The sequence below is a fragment of the Collinsella sp. TF08-11AT genome, from assembly GCF_003437035.1.
Taxonomy (GTDB): Bacteria; Actinomycetota; Coriobacteriia; order Coriobacteriales; family Coriobacteriaceae; genus Collinsella.
In genome coordinates this window covers 46,491-65,972 of record NZ_QSRL01000010.1, presented here as the reverse complement: position 1 = coordinate 65,972, position 19,482 = coordinate 46,491, and the positions used below count along the sequence as shown (strand labels likewise).

Here is a 19,482-nt window from a genome sequence, read left to right as displayed (position 1 = left end):
TACGTAATTCCATTGATGTGTATTTATTCAACCGTAAGGATGACGCGCGTTGGGGGTGGGTTCTATAAACGGGCGGTATTTCGCGGCAAACGGCTACATATGTTCATTATCTCAGGGTTCCGAGGGCAGTTTTTGGTGCCACCGAGACGTCGTTTTCGGAAGTATGCGGCAAATTCCGAAACTCTTGAGCACGTCCTGATTTTCGCCAATAAAACCGCAGGTACACAGCTTTGACATATCCGGTGTGCTCGGCCTATTCAGATTTTGCCGCATACTTCCGAAATCTAAGTTCGCAAAGGGTGATAGTTGGGGCGTTTACGCAACATATGTCCAGCAAAAACGGGTGGTAGCCGGCACGGCTGCCACCCGTTTGTCTCATATCTAGCCCATAGCGGGCAAGCTACTTCTTAATGCCGCGTCCCAGACGCTTGGCGACCGATGTGACGGCCTCCTCGCTGGCCGGCCCGCAGCTCACGCAGCCGTCATGGGCACGCATCTGACCGGTGACCTCGTCCATCGCGAGCGGCGCCACCTTCTCGAGCTTAAAGCCCTTGCCGGCGCGCATGTTTTCCTTGGCCACGCTGATCATGAGCTTAATGCGGTTGAGCTGGTTGACCTCGGACGCACCGGGGTCGTAGTCCACCGCGACAATGTTGCTCTCAGGATGCTGGCGGCGCAGCTCCTTGATCACGGCCTTGCCCACCACGTGGTTGGGCAGGCACGCAAAGGGCTGCGTGCAGATGATGTTGGGCGCACCATGGTCGATCAGGTCGAGCATCTCGGCCGTGAGCAGCCAGCCCTCGCCCATGTTGTTGCACACCGAAAGTACCGTACGGGCCTTGTCGGCCATGGTGCCGATGCGCTCGGGCGCCTCGAAGCGGCGGGACTTCTCGAGCATCTCCTCCACCGGCGTGCGCATCCAGTCCACAAGCTTGATGAGCGCTTGCATGCCCGCGCGTGTAGTAGCAGAGCTTCCCAGCTCGTCTTTCTGCAGCTCGGCGTTGCTCATGGAGTAGAGGAAGAAGTCGAGCAGGCCCGGCACCACGGCCTCGCAGCCCTCGCGCTCAATGACATCGACCACGTGGTTGTTAGCCGTGGGATGGAACTTGACCAAGATCTCACCGACCACGCCCACGCGCGGCTTGGTGCCCTCGCCCACGAGCGGCATGGTGTCGAACGCGCGGATGGCCTCGCGGCACAGCTTGGTGTAGTTGTGGCGGTTAAACTTGGGCGCCAGCTTGCGGGCACGCGCCATGTACTCCTCGTAGAGCGCGTTGGCGGCACCGGGCGTGGCCTCGTACGGGCGGCAGCGGTAGAGCATCTGCATCATCACGTCACCAAAGAGCACCGCGTAGACTGCCTGCTTAAGCAGCGCCGGCGTCAGCTTAAAGCCGGGGTTGTCCTCGCCCAGCGCCACGGCCGAAAGCGAGATCACGGGGATCTCGGGGTGGCCGCTCTCGCGCAGGGCCTTGCGGATGAGCGCGATGTAGTTGGTGGCACGGCAGCCGCCGCCGGTCTGGCTGATGACCACGGCGGTCTTGGACAGGTCGTACCGACCGCTCTCGATGGCCTCCATAATCTGGCCCGTCACCAGAATCGACGGGTAGCAAATGTCATTGTTCACATAGCGCAGGCCAGCCTCGACGGCATCGTGGTCGGTCGAGGGCAGCAGCTCCAAGTTGTAGCCGGCACCGCGGAACACCTCTTTGACCAGGTCAAAGTGGATCGGCGCCATCTGCGGGCACAGGATGGTATAGCCCTCGTCGCGCATCTGCTCGGTAAAGGGCACCTTGGGCCATGCGGTCGAGGCGCTCTCACGCTGTGCCTCGAACGCGTACTTGCGGCTCGCGAACGCGGGGGCATCCGTGGAGGGCGCCACCGGCGCAGCGTCGCCCTGCTCAAAGACCTCGCCCGCAGCCGTGGCCTCGGCCAAGCGCTCGGCCTCCTGGTCCTTGAGTGCCGCCATGAGCGAGCGGATGCGAATGCGCGCGGCGCCCAGGTTGGACACCTCGTCGATCTTAAGCACGGTATAGATCTTGCCGCTGGCCTCCAGGATTTCCTGTACCTGATCGGTGGTCAGGGCATCGAGGCCGCAGCCGAAGGAATTGAGCTGGATCAGGTCCAGGTCGTTGCGCATCGTCACAAAACGGGCCACGGCGTACAGGCGACTGTGGTACATCCACTGGTCGACGACGCGAATCGGACGCTCGGGCTTTACCAGATGCGCGAGCGAATCCTCGGTAAAGACCGCAAAGCCAAAGCTCGAGATAAGCTCGGGCAGGGCGTGGTTGATCTCGGGGTCGTTATGGTAGGGACGACCGGCGAGCACGATGCCGTGACCGCCGTGGTCCTCGACCCACTTAAGAGCCTCCTCGCCCATGGTCTGGATGTCCTCGTGGAAACGCGCATCGGCCTCAAAGGCAGCGTTGACAGCGGCATCGACCTCGGAGCGCGTGATCTTGGGCCCACGCACGCGACCGCGACCGGCTTGCGCATCGGCCACACGGTCGACGGCGAGCACCTGGTACAGACGGCGCTTGAGCTCGGTCTTGTCATGATAGGGCACAAACGGGTACAGGAACTCGATGTTCTGCTCGCGGATCTCGTCGATGTTGAGTGCCAACGCCGTGGGATAGCTCATGACGATGGGGCAGTTGTAGCAGTTACCGGCCGTCGGGTCCTCTTTACGCTCCCAGCGCACGCACGGCATCCAGATAAAGTCGACGTCACGGTCGATAAGGTTCATCACGTGGCCGTGGCTCATCTTGGCCGGATAGCACACGCTCTCGGACGGCATGGACTCGATGCCCGCCTGATAGGTCTTTTTGCTCGACTGGTCGGACAGCTGCACGCTAAAGCCCAGACGAGTAAAGAACGCGTGCCAGAAGGGGTAGTTCTCATACATGTTGAGGGCGCGGGGAATGCCGACGGTGCCGCGCGGGGCCTCGTCGGGGCTCAGCACCTCGCGGTTAAACAGCAGCTCGTTTTTCTTTTTGAAGAGGTTGGGGGCCTCGGTCTTTTGCTTTTTGTGGCCGGCACCCTTCTCGCAGCGATTGCCGGTGATAAAGCGCCTGCCGCCGCCAAAATCGTTGACGGTAAGCTGGCAGTTGTTGGAGCAACGGCCGCAGCGGACGTGCTTTTGCGTCACGGTGAGGTGCGCGATGTCCTCGGCCGAAAGGATGGTCGAGATGCCGTCGGCGCCGGCGCGATCGCGGGCGAGCAGGGCCGCACCGTAGGCGCCCATACAGCCGGCGATGTCGGGGCGCACGGCGTGAACACCGGTGAGCTGCTCAAACGCACGCAGCGTGGCGTCGGACATAAAGGTGCCGCCTTGGACGATCACCTGACTGCCGATCTCCTTGGGGTCGCGCAGCTTAATGACCTTGAACAGGGCATTCTTGATGACGGAATAAGACAGGCCGGCCGCGATGTCGCCCACCGTGGCGCCTTCCTTTTGCGCCTGCTTGACGCGCGAGTTCATAAAGACCGTGCAGCGGCTGCCCAGGTCGACGGGGGCCTTGGCATGAATGGCGGCATCGGCAAACGCGCGCACGTCCATGTTCATAGACACGGCGAAACTCTCGATAAAGCTGCCGCAGCCCGACGAGCAGGCCTCGTTGAGCATGATGTGCTCGATGACGCCGTCCTTGACGCGCAGACACTTCATGTCCTGGCCGCCGATGTCCAGGATGAACTCGACGCCGGGCAGGAAAGCCTTGGCGCCGCGCAGGTGCGCGACGGTCTCGATCTCGCCGGAATCGGCCTTGAGGGCCTCGATGAGCAGCGCCTCGCCGTAGCCCGTGGTGGTCACGTGGCCGATGGTGCAGCCCGCAGGGATGTGGTTGTAGAAATCGGCCATGATGACCTTGGCCGTGCCCAGGATGTCGCCGTTGTTGTTGCCGTACCAGGTGTGCAGCAGCTGGCCGTCCTCGCCCACGAGCGCGGCCTTCATGGTGGTGGAACCGGCGTCGATGCCGATGAACACACGGCCGGTGTAGCCGTCGAGCTTGCCCTTGGGGACGACCTCGGTGTCGTGGCGGGTCTTGAACTCGGCAAAGTCCTCGTCGGTGGCAAAGAGCGGGTCCAGGCGCTCGACCTCGGCACCCTGTGTGTCACCCAGGGCATCGATGGCCTCAATGAGCTGCGGGAACGTGCTGAGCTTGTTGGACTCGTGCGCCATGGCGGCGCCGCTTGCCACAAACAGGTGGGCGTTTTGGGGCACAATGCGGTGCTCCTCGTCCAGGTTGAGCGTGAGGTAGAAGCGGTGGCGCAGCTCGGAGAGGTACTGCAGCGGGCCGCCAAGGAAGGCGACGTTGCCGCGGATGGGGCGACCGCACGCCAGACCCGAGATGGTCTGGGTCACGACGGCCTGGAAGATGGAGGCGGCCACATCCTCGGGACGGGCACCCTCGTTGAGCAGCGGTTGCACGTCGGTCTTGGCAAATACGCCGCAGCGACTGGCGATGGGATAGATGGTGGTCGCGTTGGCCGCGAGCTCGTTGAGGCCGCTCGCGTCGGTGTGCAGCAGGGTTGCCATCTGGTCGATGAACGCGCCCGTACCGCCGGCGCAGGTGCCGTTCATGCGCTGCTCAATGCCGTTGTCGAAGTAGATGATCTTGGCGTCCTCGCCGCCCAGCTCGATGGCGACATCGGTGGCCGGGATGAGGGTCTCGACGGCACGCTTGCTGGCGATGACCTCCTGGACAAACTCCAGGTCGAGCCACTGGGACAGCAGCAGGCCGCCCGAGCCGGTAATGGCGCAGGTCATCTGGGCCGTCGGCAGCACGGTCGCAGCGCCCTCGAACAGGTCGCGGGCGCAGGCACGGACGTCGGTGTGGTGACGCTGGTACTTGGCGTAGACGATCTGGTTGTCGTCGTTGAGCACGGCGAGCTTAACGGTGGTGGAGCCTACGTCGATGCCCAGGTGCAGGTTGCCGCGGGCGGCCTCGGGGTTGAAGATCGCGCCTTCGGGGGCGTGGGCGGCGGCTACGGGCTCAGCGGCGGTGGCGGGCTCGCTAGCGATGGACGTCTCCCCTGCCGCGTTCTTGGCATCGGCAACAGCCTCGACAACTTTCTCGGCTGCCGCGGTCGCGGCCTTCTGCGCGGCGTTCACCACGGCGGGCGCGGCCTCGCGTGCGGCAGCAACCATACGATCCTTGATGCCCTCGACGAGTTTGCTCATCTGTCTCTCCTCTTAGTTGTTGGACTCGACGGTTGCGGCGGTGTCGGCCGCGTCCTCGAGCTGCAAGTTCAATAGCTTCATGCCGTATTCCGGCACGTTGATATCAATGGGTTGGCCATACAGGTCGCCGGGACGCACAAAAGCGAGCACCGTCATAATGCGCGCCATGGCCTCGGGCGATTCGGTGAGCCCACGCTCAAACCAGCGCTGAATCATGCCGACCTCGGCACTCACGACGTAGGTGACGTAGTAGTCAAAGAACGTACCCAGCGCCAGGCCCAAAATACCCGTCTGCGCACGCGGCACCACAGCCTCACGCGCGGTGTCGATAATCCTTTTAATGAAGGCCTGGTCGCCGCCCGGACCCAGCAGCGCACCGATTAAGTCGCGGTTGGCCGCAAGATAACGCAGCAGCTCAACCGAACCGGGCGCCGGCTCGAGCTCATCGATGTTGTGATAGAGATCAGGCAGCTGAGCTGCGGTGATGAGCTCAATGCGCTCACGGATCTCGGCCAGCAAGCCATCCTCGATTTGATTGATAAAGTCGGGAATATCGCGGTAGTGCGAATAGAACGTGCGACGCGTAAGGCCAGCGCGCTCGGTGAGCGACGCGACATTAATGCGCGAAAGGTCGCCGCTTTCGGCAAGCTCGCTAGCAAGTGCCTGGCGAAGGGCACGCTGCGAGCGAAGGGACCGGCGATCACATTTCTCGAGCTGGGACAAGCGTCCTCCTTGTTACTCAGCCTGTGCGCTATTGCACAGTGCGAGTATTATTGCACACCGTGTGCATCAACACGTAAAGGCAATATTTTGGATGTGACGAGGGGGCAGTCCCTTTGTCACATTATTCGATGACGGTGCGGGAGTTTTGCTTGCGCATGGTGGCGAGCATGTGTTTGGGGACGGCATGGACCATGCAGCTGCCGATGGTCACGCTCGCGGCGGCCTTAGCTGCATCGCTAGCGTTTTTGGTCGCGTAGCTGTGGCGGAAGCGTTTGAGCATGGCGATATCGTTGCCGCCGTCGCCGTAGACCGCGACCTCGTCCTCGGCAATACCGTAGTAGCCCGCCAGCCAGGCCACGCTCTCGCCCTTGTTGCATGCCGCGTCCGTGATCTCGAACATCACCGGATCGAACGGCGCGTTGACCACGCGGTCCGAGCGCTCGGCCAGATACGCCTTAAGGTCGCGCTCCAGCTCGGGCGAGGTCACGCGACAGTTGATCTTGCACACATCGTGGCGCAGGATGTCACCGATCGACTGGTCGAAGTACTGTTCCTCGTGGTACCCGCCACGCGCACGCATGCCGCGCATCACGATGCGCTTGATAGGGCTGTCCTTTTTAAAGCCCGCCTGATGCATCTCGAACGATCCGCTCGAGAACATGCCATCGGGCGTGGAACAATCAAAGCAAATGTCCGGGAACGCCTTGAGCAGTTCCTCAGTGACCTGCGGATCGATGGTCCAAGTCTTGAGCACCTCGCCGTGGCTGTCGCGCACGATGGACCCGTTGGAGCAGCAGGCGTCAAGCGCCAGGCCCGTAAAGCCATGCTCGCCGATTGGCAACGTCGAGCGCCCGGTCGCGGGAACCACATGCAGGCCAGCCTCGGTCAGCTCGCGAATGGCACGGCGGATGGTCCCATCCGCCTCATGCAGGGCGTTCAGCAGCGTTCCGTCTAAGTCACTCGCGAACATCTTGATCATGGACATGCCTCTCCTTCGTCTGCCCGATATTGTAGACGAAGGAGAGGCATGTCCAAACAATGCCGTCCCGGCGCGGCGTACCACCGCCTTCACAAATTCACGGTGCCCCAGCGCGTTAAGACAATCGCCGCAATCGATTTTTCAGCCGATAAAACAGAGCCGTCGTCAACGTCAGCACCGCCAACATGGCTGCGAATACAATCGCCGGTGTCCATCGATCATATGCAACCCCGTACGTCAATTGGCCGATAGGTATTGCGCAGGAAAGGACCATGTAAACGACCGAAAGCACTTTTCCGCAGAGCTCAGTCGGCGCTGCCCGCTGAACAAACGCGATAATTTCAACCGACGCAATGCTCGCCCACACCATGACCCATGCCGAACCAACCACAAACACGGTGAGCATGCATGCATCTGCGCCGAACAGTAGCGTGACAATGATCGGTGCGACTCCAAAACAGATCATCGCAACATATCGACATATGCCATTGAAAGAAAAACGATGCGGCCAAATGCCGACCAAGCCACTGCCGGCAAGACCACCCAAGCCCATAGCCACCTCAACTATCCCAACGCAGGACGATTGCATGCCGAGATGCTTTGTAACAATAATGGGAGCGCCAATCATTAGCCCAACCAACGCAAGGTTCAAAACTGCCGCAAGCAAAATCACAGCGACCAATAATGCATTTTGCAACAGATACCGAATCGACTCCCGAAAATCGTTTCGGCATGTCGTACGAGTCGCGCCGTCTCCCATCGTTTCAAATGAGGCATTTTGCTTGAGCGCGCCCCCAAACAAGAGAGCTGAAATCGCAAACGCCACCGACGCGGTTGTGCAAAGAGCATCGATGCCAAAGTACCCATAGACTGCCGTCCCGACCACAGGGCCCAAGATATTGCTCACCATGGTCATCTGCGAAACCAATGCAGTGGCCCGCTCAACCTTCTCTTCACCCGCCATGCGCACCGTCTCAATTTGGAGCATTGGCTTCAGCAGCGATTGAGAACCATATTGAACACAAAGTATCGCTACTACGACGACCGCAAGAGGCAATGAGTGCTTCATGGGGATAGACAGCAGTGATGCAGTCATCAGAGCAATGCCGAGGGACACGAGGACCTCGCGATGTCTTCCCCTATCCGCCAAGATTCCGCCAACCGGAGTTGCAAGTACGCCGGGTATGAACGCTATCGCCGCGACGACGCCATATAACGTTGACGATCCACTGCGATCGAACAAGTAAAGTGGATACGCAAAGCACAGCGCCGACAGCATCGAATACGTGCACAGCTGCGCAACCAGAAGTTCCGCGAGCCTGATTGACCGCACTGTTTTTGATTTCAACGAGACACCGACGTCTCTCAGCCCAGCCATAAGCCCACCCCCTATACATACCACTAGTATGTATTTAATGACTTGAAAAGGGCAGCCGTGGCTACCCTCACAAATCAATTACATACCGTTGGTATCTATATTACCACCCGGCGCGGTCCCATACGCCCCAAATCTGCGCCGTTGTCTGAAGCACTTCATTACCCAAATCGAGCCCCACCGCGGCAGCCATCTGCGCCAAACATTGTGCGCGAGCGAGCATTCGCTCCTTGGGCTCGAGCGGACGGAACAATGGCAGCAGCCAAAGATTCGCCAACAACGATACGGCCTCCGCCGCTTCGCGCGGGCATTCGCACGCAATGGAGCCGTCGGCGATGCCCTCCTCGATCACTGGCAAGAGACAGCCATCGGCCGACTCGTCAAATGAGCCCTGGTACTGCATCGCCAGTAGGCGCGAGCTTTTTACCGGATCTGCTGCAGGACGCATACGTGCCCATAGCTCAATTTGTGGAATAACGGACTCGGGAGCGTACAGTCGCTTGAGCTTTTGGGCTCCGGTCATATTACCGACGCCAAGCATCGAGCGGCGGTGCTCAACAATCGGAGTCATCGCCCGATCAAACGCGGCGTTGAAAATCTCTTCTTTGCTCTTGAAGTGATGATAGACAGCGCCCTTGGTCATGCCGTCGAGACGGTCAACGATATCTTGAATACTCGTCCCCTCATAACCCTGTGCGCAGAATAGCTCCAGTGCCGCGTCGAGAATCTTCGCGACCGTCTCCTCGGGATATTTATTGCGACCCATAATCCGCCCATCCGCAACGCAAGCCTTGTGCCTCATTGCAGCATTTTAACGTTGCGGATGGCAGACGGTCGATTCTACACCGCGGCGGGGCCATGTTCGCCGGTGCGAATGCGGATGACTTCCTCGACCGGCTCGACCCAGATCTTGCCGTCGCCGACGGCGCCGGTGCGGGCGGCATTGCAGATGATGTCGACAATTCCGTCGACATGTTCATCGGCGCAGATGAGGGTGAACTGCACCTTAGGGATCGTGTTGACAAGCAACTCGTTGCCGCGCACGTATTCCTTCCAGCCATGCTGCGCGCCGCAGCCCTGCACCTGGTTGATGGTCATGCCGCGAACATCGGCAGCAAACAGCGCGTCTTTGAGAACCTCAAGTTTTTCCTGACGGACGATCGCCGTGATCTTCTTCATAGTGAATTCCTCTCTTTAGTAAAGAAATGAATTGCCATTCAATAACGCGGGTTTTCCAAGTGCCCGAGATTGCCCCGAAAGAGGAGCGCCGCGTACTTCGGTACGCAAGCGACGGTTTGAGGGGCAAGGTCGGGTGCTTGGGAAAGCCGCGCTGCTAATCGAGTCCGGAGAACGAGGGGTACGCGCTCTCGCCGTGCTGACTCGCATCCAGGCCCAGTGCCTCGTCGGCCTCGTCCACGCGCAGGCTACCGTGGAACAGCGCCTTGACCACCGCGGCGATCACCAAGTCGAGCATCAGCACAATAACGACCGTCACCACAATGCCCAGAACCTGCGAGACAAGCAGCGACACGTCGCCCGTGTAGAACAGGCCGCCCTTACCGGTCCACGAGAGCTCCGGCACGCAGAACAGGCCCGTGAGCACACCGCCCAAGATGCCGCCGATACCGTGGCAACCGAACGCGTCGAGCGCATCGTCGTAGCCGAACTTGGTCTTAAGATGGCTGATGGCCAGATAGCAGACGGGCGATACGATCAGGCCCATGACCAGCGCCGCCCACGGCTCGACAAAGCCCGCACCCGGCGTAACCACCACAAGGCCCGCAACCAAACCGGTGCTAGCACCCACCAGCGTGGGACGACCGGTGTGCACGCGCTCGACGACAAGCCACGAGACCATGCCCGCCGCGCTGGCCGTCACGGTGTTGAGGATGGCGAGTGCCGCCACGGCGTCGGCCTTAAACTCGCTGCCGCCGTTAAAGCCAAACCAACCAAACCAAAGTAGACCGGCGCCCAGCGCCACAAACGGCACGTTATGCGGACGGTAGCTCACCATGCCAAAGCCGCGACGACGGCCGAGCATTAAGCAGAGAATCAGGCCCGTGAGACCGGACGAAATGTGTACCACGTCGCCGCCGGCAAAGTCGAGCGCGCCGATGATGTCGCCGATAAAGGAACCATCGCCGCCCCAAACCATGTGGGCGAGCGGCGCATAGACCACGAGCAGCCAAATGCCCAGGAAGGCCGTCATGGCACCAAACTTAACGCGGCCTGCCAGACTGCCCGTAACGATAGCGGCGGTGATCATGGCAAACGCCATCTGGAAGGCGATGTTGATGATCTGAGGGTAGACGGCACCATCCGCAGCATTGCCCTCGGCCGCCTGCAGCACCTGGTTGAGCACCGGCAGGCACAGCAACTGGTCAAAGCCGCCAATAAACGGGCTAGAACCGTCGCCACCGTAGGCCAGCGACCAGCCGGCAACAATCCACAGCACACCAACCAGGCCAATGGCGCCAAAGCACATAAGCATGGTGTTGATGACATTTTTGCGCCTGGACAGGCCGCCATAGAAAAACGCCAGACCCGGTGTCATTAAAAACACGAGCATGGTGCAGATGAGCATAAACGTTGTCGATCCCGTATCGTACATTCGCTCCCCCTTGGTCGCATGAACGTTGTCGGCGCTCATGATGCGGCCGAGGGGCAACTGGTGTAGACCAGATACGGCGTTGTTAAACGCTGCGTTGTCGAATGGAAACGGCACCGCAATCTTGGAAACGGCGCGGCAACGGACGCGAAACGAACGGGAAACGTGCGAACGAGAAGGGCGCGCTTGGCTCCGCTCTGGCTAGCGCCGGAACAGCTCGCGGGCTCGGTCGCGGAGGTCGGTAGCTCGAATGACACCCTCGTAACGATTGATGCGCAGACGCGGGAAGGCGTTAAAGAAGCGTAGGTCGCGGCGGCTGAGTGACACGCTCGGTACCGGGCGGCTCATGCGCTTGCCGGCAAGGCGACGACCGAGCGACGGACGCGGCATACTCGGCGCGGCATCGGCCACGCGGCGGGCAGCGAGCGCCAGGCCGCGAGCACCATCCGAGATAAACGTCGGCATCGAAGTCTTCTCGCGCAGGGCATCGAGCGCCGCGTCGCCCAGCTCGGCCAGCCAAGCGTTAACGGCGCGACCGCGGATATGCGTCTGCGCCACCGAGTCAATCGCCGAATCGGGAATACGTTCGAGCATAGAGTCGGAGGCGTCGGCAAGCGACTCATTGATGCGGTCGGCAAGGTCGGCACGCACACGCTCAAGCTGATCGGACAGACGCCGCCAGCTCGCCAACGAGCACACCGCATCGACCATCATCGCGACCGCGACGATAAAGGCGGCCAAGCGCACGATTAGCACCGGCAGATGGCCAAGCAGCCCCAGCAATGCCGGCTCCACTAAACGGCAAATACACAACGCACCCAAGCCAAACGCGCAGGCCCAGTACAGGCAGATGCGTCCGTGCAGGTTAAACGGCAGATGCGAGTAATCCCAAAACCGGGCACCCGTCGTTTTTTCCAACAGCACGCCCACGCTATATTCGATCACGCTGCATACGAGCGCGGCAGCGACAAACTGGCTCGAGGCGTCTGGGATTCCACGCAGCAGCAACCAGCACGCAATGCCGCCCGCACCGTAGATGGGACAACACGGCCCTAGCAAAAAGCCGCTGTTGGCAAAGCGTCCGTGGTTGAGCATGGCGCAGACTGTCGACTCCCATACCCAGCCGCAAAAACCGTAGAAGGCAAACGAGAGTACCAGCGCCGAGAGCGGACAGGCGGCAAGCGTCGCGCCGTCAAATGCCATGTCGATCGCGGTTCCCACCGTCTACCCACTCCTCTTTTCGTTCGATTCTTTGCTCGAGCCGTCACTCGGGCCCTCGTTCAAATCGTTCGCGCCGCCTTTGCGCGGCAGACGGCCGGCAATCGTCTCGCGCAGTGCGCACCATTTATCCGCCAGGCACACAATCCATGCCTCACGACACGTCGGCGGCACCGGTACCAGCGGAAACATATGCCGTACGATAATATTCCGCTCGCGCGGCGTCAGCTCAAAATCTTCCTCCGCACGCGCCAAGGCAAAAAACGGGTGACGAAAGCCATGCAGTCGATGGCTTGGGTCGGGATCGTGCCAGTCATAGAGAAAGTAATCGTGCAGCAGGGCCCCGCGCAGCAGCGATAAGCGGTCGACGGAGATACCGACGCGGCCCAGGCGCTCGGCAAAGGACAGACTTGCCCGCGCTACCGAGGTCACATGCGTATAGACCGTCACATCGCCATGTTGGATAAACTCATGCATCAGGTCCAAGCGGCCCGCCTGGGCAAGCTGACGGGCGGCATCGTCGACCTCGCGCACGATTTTCTCGGCACGAACGGTATCGGACATGCGGCCTCCTTCCGGCGGCGCTCGGCGGCAAGCCGCGGCCTGCGCGCAATGAATAAAATCATCATCGAATTTACCAGTATGGCATCGGACAAAACGTTTTGCCCCACCAGTTGGCGAATTACCGCGCCGCCGTCACATATCAAACGCCAAAATGTGCGAGACTGTCTTGTGCAATTGTGCCGGCCGAGGGAGTGCCGGCGCACGATTCGCATGGAGTAACCCACAACGATGCTGCTTACGCAAACGACAACGCCCGAGGACGTCAAGGCTCTCGATCGCGCCGAGCTTCCGCTGCTCTGCGGCGAGATCCGCCACGCCATCCTCGAAAGCTCCGCCGCCGTCGGCGGGCACGTTGCCCCCAACCTGGGCGTCGTTGAGCTTACGGTTGCGCTCCATCGCGTGTTTAACTCCCCCATCGACAAGATTGTCTTTGATGTTTCGCACCAGACCTACGCCCACAAGGCGCTGACTGGGCGCGCGTACACTTATATCGACCCGGCACGCTACGGCGAGGCCTCTGGTTTTGCCAATCCTGACGAGTCCGAGCACGACCTGTTCGCCATGGGCCACACCTCCACGTCGGTGAGCCTGGGCTGCGGCTTGGCGCACGCTCGTGACCTGGCGGGCGATGCGTACAACGTCATCACCATCATTGGCGACGGTTCGCTTTCGGGCGGTCTGGCGTTTGAGGGCTTTAACAATGCCGCCGAGCTCGACAGCAACCTGATCATCATCGTCAACGATAACGACCAGTCCATCGCCGAAAACCACGGTGGCCTGTATCGCAATCTGGCCGAGCTACGCGCCAGCAACGGCACCTGTGAGCGCAACGTTTTCCGCGCGATGGGGCTCGACTACTGCTATCTGGACACCGGCAACGATGTGTTGGCCCTGGTCGACACGCTGCAGGAGCTGCGCGATATCGATCATCCCATCGTGCTGCACGTCTCCACCGCAAAGGGCAAGGGCTTTGAGCCAGCCCAGAGCGACCCCGAGCGCTGGCATCATGTGGGTCCGTTTGACATGGCGACTGGGCGCAAGCTCTGCCCGGGCCATCCGAGCGAGCCTGCGCCGCGCACCTATGCCGACATTACGGGCGAGGCGCTCAGCGCCGCCATCGAGCACGATCCGCAGGTCGTGGGCATCACGGCCGCCACGCCCTACATCATGGGCTTTACACCCGAGCTTCGCGCCGCCGCCGGCAAACAGTTCGTCGATGTGGGCATTGCCGAGGAGCACGCCGTGACCTTTGCCACCGCGCTTGCGCGCTCGGGTGCCAAGCCAGTCTTTGGTGTGTACGGCACGTTTTTGCAGCGCGCCTACGACGAGCTGTGGCACGACCTGTGCCTCAACGATGTCCCCGCAACCATCCTGGTGTTTGGCGCATCGATCTTTGGCACCACATCCGAGACGCATCTTTCGTTCTTTGATATTTCTATGCTGGGCGCTCTCCCCAATATGCGTTACCTGGCGCCTTCCTGCATGGAGGAATACCTATCCATGCTGAGCTGGTCGCTCGACCACCGCGAGCATCCCGTGGCGATTCGCGTGCCGGGCATTGGCTTGGTAAGCCGCCCCGATCTTGCGCCTGCCGAGGACGCCGATTACGGCGCCGTTCGTTACAACGTGGTGTGCCAGGGTCGCGACGTGGCCGTGCTCGCGCTTGGCGATTTCTTTGAGCTGGGCGAGCGCGTGGCAAACCGTCTGACTGCCGAGTACGGCATCGAGGCCACGCTCGTCAACCCGCGCTATGCAACCGAGCTCGACCGCGAGTTCCTCGACAGCCTTGCCGCCAAGCATCGCGTTGTCGTCACCCTCGAAGACGGCATCTTGGACGGCGGCTGGGGCGAGCGCGTCGCGTGCTACTTGGCCTGCACGCCCGTGCGCACGCGCACCTTTGGCATCGCCAAGGGCTTCCCCGACCGCTACGACCCCAACGAGTTGCTCGCTCAGAACGGCATGACGGCCGAGAACATGGCCGCCGAAGCCGTTAGGCTACTTAACGAGTAAAAAACCTCCGCAAGGGAAGCACCCCTGCGGAGGTTTTTATTTTCGCGGCGCGATTATCTCAATCTGTAACATCTAGGGCCCGAATTCCCGTCTAACTGTTACAGATCTAGACAAACCATCTTTGCCCCTGACCTTTGTCTCGATCTGTAACAGAAAGGGAGCTTTTGTCCGTCTAACTGTTACAGATCGAGACATTCGAATTCCCCTGAAGAGAAAATCTCAATCTGTAACAGTTACTCGGCAAAAATGGCTGCAGATGTTACAGATTGAGACAAAGCAGCGAGACAGGCCACCACATCTGCAAGAACCACCACAAAGGTGCCTGTCCCTTTTTGGTAGGAAGAATTACCCATAAGGTAAGTATGTTTCTGAGTTATTTCGTGTTGACCCATTTGAGCGCGATAGGGTATAACTCTACTCAACCGCTAGGGATTTTATTGAGAAAGGTGTTCTACCATGAGCAAGAACCTCTCCCAGCAGGTCGTTCTCGACCGCCGCGGCTTCGTTGCCGCCACCTTCGCAACCGTCGCCGGCCTTGGTCTTGCCGGCTGCTCCGACACCAGTGCCGAGGCCGACAAGGGTTCCGCCGGTTCCTCCAAGAGCTCCGAGGATACCGAGGTTTCCGCCACGCTCGACGCCAAGGCATTCGACAAGCTCGTCAACGACGGCCCCAAGGCCGATGATGACGCCATCGCCGCCAGCACCTGGGCTACGGCCGTCAAGGCTGCCGGCGTCTTTACGATCGGTGGCGTCCAGACCTCCACGCTCTTCTCCCTCCTCAACGAGAAGGACGGTCAGACCCGCGGCTTCGACGCCGGTATCGCACAGCTCCTGTCCAACTACATTCTGGGCGAGAACAAGGTCGAGATCACCCAGGTGACCTCGGACACGCGCGAGTCCGTCCTGCAGAACGGCCAGGTCGACGCTGTCTTTGCCACCTACACCATCACTGACGAGCGCAAGAAGCTCGTCTCCTTCGCCGGTCCCTACTACTACACCCAGCAGGCCATCCTGGTGCTCGCCGACAACGACGACATCAAGAGCGTCGACGACCTGGCCGACAAGAACGTCGCCGTCCAGTCCGGCTCCAACGGCCCCGCCATCCTGGAGGAGTTCGCCCCCAAGGCCAGCCAACAGGAGTTCAAGACCGACGAGGAGGCCCGCCAGGCACTTCAGCAGGGCCGCGTTGACGCCTACGTCATCGACAACAACATGCAGCAGAGCGCCCTGGTCCGCGAGCCCGGTAAGTACAAGATTGCCGGCAAGCCCTTCGGCAGCAAGGAGCCCTATGGCATTGGCCTGCCACTCGATTCCGACGGTGTCGCCTTTGTCAACGACTTCCTTAAGAAGATCGAGGATGACGGCACCTGGACCGAGCTGTGGCAGATCTGCATTGGCGACCGTACGGGCGACACCAATGTTCCCGAGCTGCCCGAGATCGGCGCCTAGGCAGCGAGCCTAGTAACGGCCGCTACGAAACCATACGGAAACGCACGATGCGCTTTATTGCGCTAAACTGTTTCCTCACTGAGTTGTCGGGGCTTCCGTACACACGGGAGCCCCTTTCCTTACCGGCGGGAGGTCCGCATGAGTCTCTCCGAGCTCTGGTCGCTCTATGGCCAGAACTATATCGACGCGCTGCTAGCAACCTGGGGCATGACGCTTGAGTCGTTTGCCATCGCCATGGTGCTGGCCGTCGCCGTCACCGTGATGCGCGTGTCGCCGCTCAAGCCGCTGCGCGTCTTTGGCGACCTGTATGTCCAGGTCTTCCGTAACATCCCCGGCATCGCGCTGCTCATTATCGTCGTCTATGCGCTGCCCCCGCTCAAGGTCGTCCTGCCCTACCGCACCTGCGTCATCGTCGCCACGGTGTTGCTGGGCTCGGCCTTTGGCTCCGAGAACTTTATGAGCGGCATCAACACCGTCGGCGTCGGTCAGGTAGAAGCCGCCCGTTCGCTCGGCATGAGCTTCAACCGTATCCTCGCCAAGATCGTGATTCCGCAGGCGCTGCGCTCGAGCGTGCTGCCCATGACCAACCTCTTTATCGCCGTCATGCTCACCACCGCGCTCGGCAGTCAGGTACCGCTTAAACCGCAGGAGCTCACCGGCGTGGTGAGCTACATCAACACGCGCTCGCTCGGCGGCGTCGCCGCGTTCTTTATCTCGGCGCTTGGCTACCTGGGCACGGCCTTTGTGGTGAGCCACATTGGCAACTACATCGATAAGAAGGTGAGGATCCTCCGATGAGTAAACATTCCTCCCCTGCACTTACCATGCGCGATGCGCTCTACGAGGCTCCCGGCCCCAAGATGCGCGCCAAGATTCGCGTCGGCACCGCCATCTCACTTGTTGCCGTGGCCGCGCTCATCGCTCTGGTACTGCAGCGCTTTTACGTGACCGGCCAGCTTTCGGTCCATTACTGGTACTTCTTTACGCACCTCACCACCTGGAAGTTCCTGCTTGCCGGTTTTGAGGGCACCGTTAAAGTCGCACTCACCGCCGGCGTCATTGCGCTGGTACTGGGCTTAGCCCTTATGCTCGGCCGCACCAGCGACATTAAGCCGCTGCAGCTGGTCTGCCGCGTGCTCACCGATTTCTTCCGTGGCGTGCCGAGCCTTCTGTTCATCTACTTCTTCTTTTTGGTGCTGCCCCAGTACAAGATCGCACTGCCGTCGTTTTGGATGCTCACGCTTCCCGTCGCGCTCGCTGCGGCCGGCGTACTGGCCGAGATCTTCCGTGCCGGCGTCAATGCCGTGCCGCGCGGCCAGGTCGAGGCCGCCCAGGCGCTCGGTCTCTCCAAGGCTAAAATCACCTTTAAAATCGTGCTGCCGCAGGCCATTCGGTTTATCATTCCGTCGTTGATTTCGCAGCTTGTGGTCGTCGTCAAAGACACCACCGTCGCCTACGTGGTGAGCTACCCCGACCTTATGCAAAACGCCCGCGTGCTCATTACCAACTACGACGCCCTCGTGTCGGTCTACCTAGTGATCGCGGTCATCTATATCCTCATCAACGTCGCAATCAACAAGGCCGCTGTCTACGTTTCGCGCAAGACCGGCGCGACCATCATTCGCTAACGATTTACCATTTCGAGTCATAAGGAGCCGAGCACCATGGCACAGAGCACTTCTTCTACCGGTAATCAGCCGCTGATCGAGCTCAAGCACGTCGATAAGCACTATGGCGATCTGCACGTCCTCAACGACATCAATCTCTCGGTCGACCGCGGCGAAGTCGTCGTCGTGATCGGCCCCTCGGGCTCGGGCAAGTCGACCATGTGCCGAACCATCAACCGCCTGGAAACCATCGACTCGGGCGAGATCCTCATCGAGGGCGAGCCTCTGCCGCAGGAAGGCAAGGATCTTGCCCGCATGCGCGCCGAGCTGGGCATGGTGTTTCAGCAGTTCAACCTGTTCGCGCATATGACGGTGCTGCAGAACGTCATGCTGGGGCCGGTCGACGTGCTGGGCGTGTCCAAGGAGGAAGCTCGTGAGCGCGCCATGGACCTGCTGAGCCGCGTGGGCGTTGCCGAACAGGCCGACAAGGTGCCCGCTCAGCTCTCGGGCGGCCAGCAGCAGCGCGTGGCCATTGCCCGCTCGCTCGCCATGCAGCCCAAGGCCATGCTCTTCGACGAGCCCACGAGTGCCCTTGACCCCGAGATGATCAACGAGGTGCTCGAGGTCATGGTCCGCCTGGCCCAGCAGGGCATGACGATGATCGTCATTACGCACGAGATGAACTTCGCCCGCCGCGTTGCCGACCGCGTCGTGTTTATGGCCGACGGCCAGATCGTGGAAACCGGCACGCCCGACGAGTTCTTCGACCATCCCCAGACCAAGCGCGCCCAAGACTTCCTCAACTCCATCAAGGGCCACTAGCCCAATTGCCATATCCGCTCGCCATGACCATCCAAACTCGAAAGCAACACCTATGATCGGAACTCGCACTTCATCGTCATACACCCCGCACGTCAACGTCGACCCCGCCGACCGTCCGCTCATCCTGGTGGCGCCGCGCTGGGAAGAGGCGAAGCCGTTTTTAAGCGAAACGCTCTCCCCCAACGAGGAAATCGCAAGTGTCTTTGTCGATGCCATCCTTGCCGCCGGCGGCCTGCCGCTGCAGATGTCCATCACCGAGGACATTGAGGTCATCCGTCATTACGTCGATATCGCCGACGGCATCGCCATTCCCGGCGGCCCCGATGTCAACCCCAAACGTTGGGGCGATGATCGACCCTACGACCCCACCCTCTGCTGCGAGATCCGCGATAGCTTTGAGTTTAAGCTGGTCGGCGAGGTACTCCGCGCCAAAAAGCCGCTCTTTACCACCTGCCGCGGCACGCAGTTGCTCAATGTCGCCACTGGCGGCACCCTGTGCATGGACGTGCCGAGCCTGGGCGCTCGCGAGGGCCGCACGCAGTGGCGCCATACCCACGTGCTCAACGACCCCGTGCATCCCGTCGAGGTCGTGCCGGGCTCGCTGTTGGAGCGCGCGCTTGGCGGGCACAGGCTGATCCAGACCAACTCGGCACATCACTGCTGCGTCGACCGTCTGGGTAAGAGCACGCGCTTGGTCGCCAAGGCAACCGACGGCGTTCCCGAGTGCATCGAAGTCGAAGGCCAGCCTTTCTGCCTGGGCGTGCAATGGCATCCCGAGTACACCTGGAAGACGCTCGAAACCGACTTTAACCTGTGGAAGTCGTTTGTCGAGGCGGCGGCCAAGGTAAAGCAGGCCCGCTAGCTCGCGAACCGCACAACAGATAAGGGCGCCCCGCCGGCCACATGGTCCGGCGGGGCGCCCTTTTGCCTATACGCGGCTGGCAC

The 19,482-nt window shown here is 60.9% G+C and carries 15 protein-coding genes; 6 read left to right on the top strand and 9 right to left on the bottom strand.

Annotated elements, in window-relative coordinates; all coding sequences use genetic code 11:
* Positions 1-400: 400 nt before the first annotated feature.
* The 9 genes from DXC79_RS07375 to DXC79_RS07335 all read right to left on the bottom strand — a co-directional run bounded on the left by DXC79_RS07375 (position 401) and on the right by DXC79_RS07335 (position 12,649).
* Positions 401-5,182: a 2-hydroxyacyl-CoA dehydratase gene (locus DXC79_RS07375; protein WP_233503058.1), complete on the bottom strand. Its 4,782-nt coding sequence runs from the start codon at positions 5,180-5,182 to the stop codon at positions 401-403.
* 12 nt (positions 5,183-5,194) lie between these two features.
* Positions 5,195-5,905, bottom strand: coding sequence for a TetR/AcrR family transcriptional regulator (locus DXC79_RS07370; RefSeq protein ID WP_040358972.1), 711 nt, complete (start codon positions 5,903-5,905; stop codon positions 5,195-5,197).
* Between the two features lie 121 nt (positions 5,906-6,026).
* Positions 6,027-6,890, bottom strand: coding sequence for an HAD-IIB family hydrolase (locus DXC79_RS07365; RefSeq protein WP_233503057.1), 864 nt, complete (start codon positions 6,888-6,890; stop codon positions 6,027-6,029).
* Between the two features lie 109 nt (positions 6,891-6,999).
* Positions 7,000-8,262 carry an MFS transporter gene (locus tag DXC79_RS07360; protein WP_117629937.1) on the bottom strand — a complete coding sequence of 421 codons (1,263 nt, stop codon included), beginning with the start codon at positions 8,260-8,262 and terminating at the stop codon, positions 7,000-7,002.
* A gap of 100 nt (positions 8,263-8,362) precedes the next feature.
* Positions 8,363-9,025, bottom strand: a complete 663-nt coding sequence (locus tag DXC79_RS07355; RefSeq protein WP_158550988.1) for a TetR/AcrR family transcriptional regulator — start codon at positions 9,023-9,025, stop codon at positions 8,363-8,365.
* A 74-nt stretch (positions 9,026-9,099) separates the two neighbouring features.
* Positions 9,100-9,438 carry a P-II family nitrogen regulator gene (locus DXC79_RS07350; RefSeq protein ID WP_099432138.1) on the bottom strand — a complete coding sequence of 113 codons (339 nt, stop codon included), beginning with the start codon at positions 9,436-9,438 and terminating at the stop codon, positions 9,100-9,102.
* Between the two features lie 154 nt (positions 9,439-9,592).
* Positions 9,593-10,870, bottom strand: coding sequence for an ammonium transporter (locus tag DXC79_RS07345; RefSeq protein WP_117584134.1), 1,278 nt, complete (start codon positions 10,868-10,870; stop codon positions 9,593-9,595).
* A 198-nt stretch (positions 10,871-11,068) separates the two neighbouring features.
* Positions 11,069-12,088: a putative ABC transporter permease gene (locus tag DXC79_RS07340; protein WP_233502699.1), complete on the bottom strand. Its 1,020-nt coding sequence runs from the start codon at positions 12,086-12,088 to the stop codon at positions 11,069-11,071.
* Positions 12,089-12,091: 3 nt separating this feature from the next.
* Positions 12,092-12,649, bottom strand: coding sequence for an HD domain-containing protein (locus DXC79_RS07335; protein WP_117635697.1), 558 nt, complete (start codon positions 12,647-12,649; stop codon positions 12,092-12,094).
* Between the two features lie 228 nt (positions 12,650-12,877).
* Between DXC79_RS07335 and DXC79_RS07330 the strand changes: the two genes are divergently transcribed.
* The 6 genes from DXC79_RS07330 to DXC79_RS07305 all read left to right on the top strand — a co-directional run bounded on the left by DXC79_RS07330 (position 12,878) and on the right by DXC79_RS07305 (position 19,399).
* Positions 12,878-14,659, top strand: a complete 1,782-nt coding sequence (locus DXC79_RS07330; RefSeq protein ID WP_117584136.1) for a 1-deoxy-D-xylulose-5-phosphate synthase — start codon at positions 12,878-12,880, stop codon at positions 14,657-14,659.
* A 456-nt stretch (positions 14,660-15,115) separates the two neighbouring features.
* The gene (locus DXC79_RS07325; protein WP_117584137.1) at positions 15,116-16,108 is read left to right on the top strand and encodes a glutamate ABC transporter substrate-binding protein; all 993 of its coding nucleotides are present in this window, start codon (positions 15,116-15,118) and stop codon (positions 16,106-16,108) included.
* A 138-nt stretch (positions 16,109-16,246) separates the two neighbouring features.
* Positions 16,247-16,906, top strand: coding sequence for an amino acid ABC transporter permease (locus tag DXC79_RS07320; protein WP_006234894.1), 660 nt, complete (start codon positions 16,247-16,249; stop codon positions 16,904-16,906).
* Positions 16,903-17,736, top strand: a complete 834-nt coding sequence (locus DXC79_RS07315) for an amino acid ABC transporter permease (RefSeq protein ID WP_117584138.1) — start codon at positions 16,903-16,905, stop codon at positions 17,734-17,736. Before DXC79_RS07320 ends, DXC79_RS07315 begins: the two co-directional genes overlap by 4 nt.
* A gap of 36 nt (positions 17,737-17,772) precedes the next feature.
* Positions 17,773-18,537, top strand: a complete 765-nt coding sequence (locus tag DXC79_RS07310) for an amino acid ABC transporter ATP-binding protein (RefSeq protein ID WP_089572310.1) — start codon at positions 17,773-17,775, stop codon at positions 18,535-18,537.
* A 52-nt stretch (positions 18,538-18,589) separates the two neighbouring features.
* On the top strand, positions 18,590-19,399 hold the full coding sequence (locus DXC79_RS07305) for a gamma-glutamyl-gamma-aminobutyrate hydrolase family protein (RefSeq protein ID WP_089572312.1): 810 nt from the start codon (positions 18,590-18,592) through the stop codon (positions 19,397-19,399).
* Positions 19,400-19,482: the final 83 nt, after the last annotated feature.

Excerpts from the sequence above, each read along its gene's own strand:
- DXC79_RS07365 (WP_233503057.1), bottom strand. The coding sequence starts at position 6,890 with ATGTCCATGATCAAGATGTTCGCGAGTGACTTAGACGGAACGCTGCTG.
- DXC79_RS07375 (WP_233503058.1), bottom strand. The coding sequence starts at position 5,182 with ATGAGCAAACTCGTCGAGGGCATCAAGGATCGTATGGTTGCTGCCGCA.
- DXC79_RS07330 (WP_117584136.1), top strand. The coding sequence starts at position 12,878 with ATGCTGCTTACGCAAACGACAACGCCCGAGGACGTCAAGGCTCTCGAT.
- DXC79_RS07315 (WP_117584138.1), top strand. The coding sequence starts at position 16,903 with ATGAGTAAACATTCCTCCCCTGCACTTACCATGCGCGATGCGCTCTAC.
- DXC79_RS07310 (WP_089572310.1), top strand. The coding sequence starts at position 17,773 with ATGGCACAGAGCACTTCTTCTACCGGTAATCAGCCGCTGATCGAGCTC.
- DXC79_RS07360 (WP_117629937.1), bottom strand. The coding sequence starts at position 8,262 with ATGGCTGGGCTGAGAGACGTCGGTGTCTCGTTGAAATCAAAAACAGTG.
- DXC79_RS07325 (WP_117584137.1), top strand. The coding sequence starts at position 15,116 with ATGAGCAAGAACCTCTCCCAGCAGGTCGTTCTCGACCGCCGCGGCTTC.
- DXC79_RS07345 (WP_117584134.1), bottom strand. The coding sequence starts at position 10,870 with ATGTACGATACGGGATCGACAACGTTTATGCTCATCTGCACCATGCTC.
- DXC79_RS07350 (WP_099432138.1), bottom strand. The coding sequence starts at position 9,438 with ATGAAGAAGATCACGGCGATCGTCCGTCAGGAAAAACTTGAGGTTCTC.
- DXC79_RS07335 (WP_117635697.1), bottom strand. The coding sequence starts at position 12,649 with ATGTCCGATACCGTTCGTGCCGAGAAAATCGTGCGCGAGGTCGACGAT.
- DXC79_RS07355 (WP_158550988.1), bottom strand. The coding sequence starts at position 9,025 with ATGGGTCGCAATAAATATCCCGAGGAGACGGTCGCGAAGATTCTCGAC.
- DXC79_RS07320 (WP_006234894.1), top strand. The coding sequence starts at position 16,247 with ATGAGTCTCTCCGAGCTCTGGTCGCTCTATGGCCAGAACTATATCGAC.
- DXC79_RS07305 (WP_089572312.1), top strand. The coding sequence starts at position 18,590 with ATGATCGGAACTCGCACTTCATCGTCATACACCCCGCACGTCAACGTC.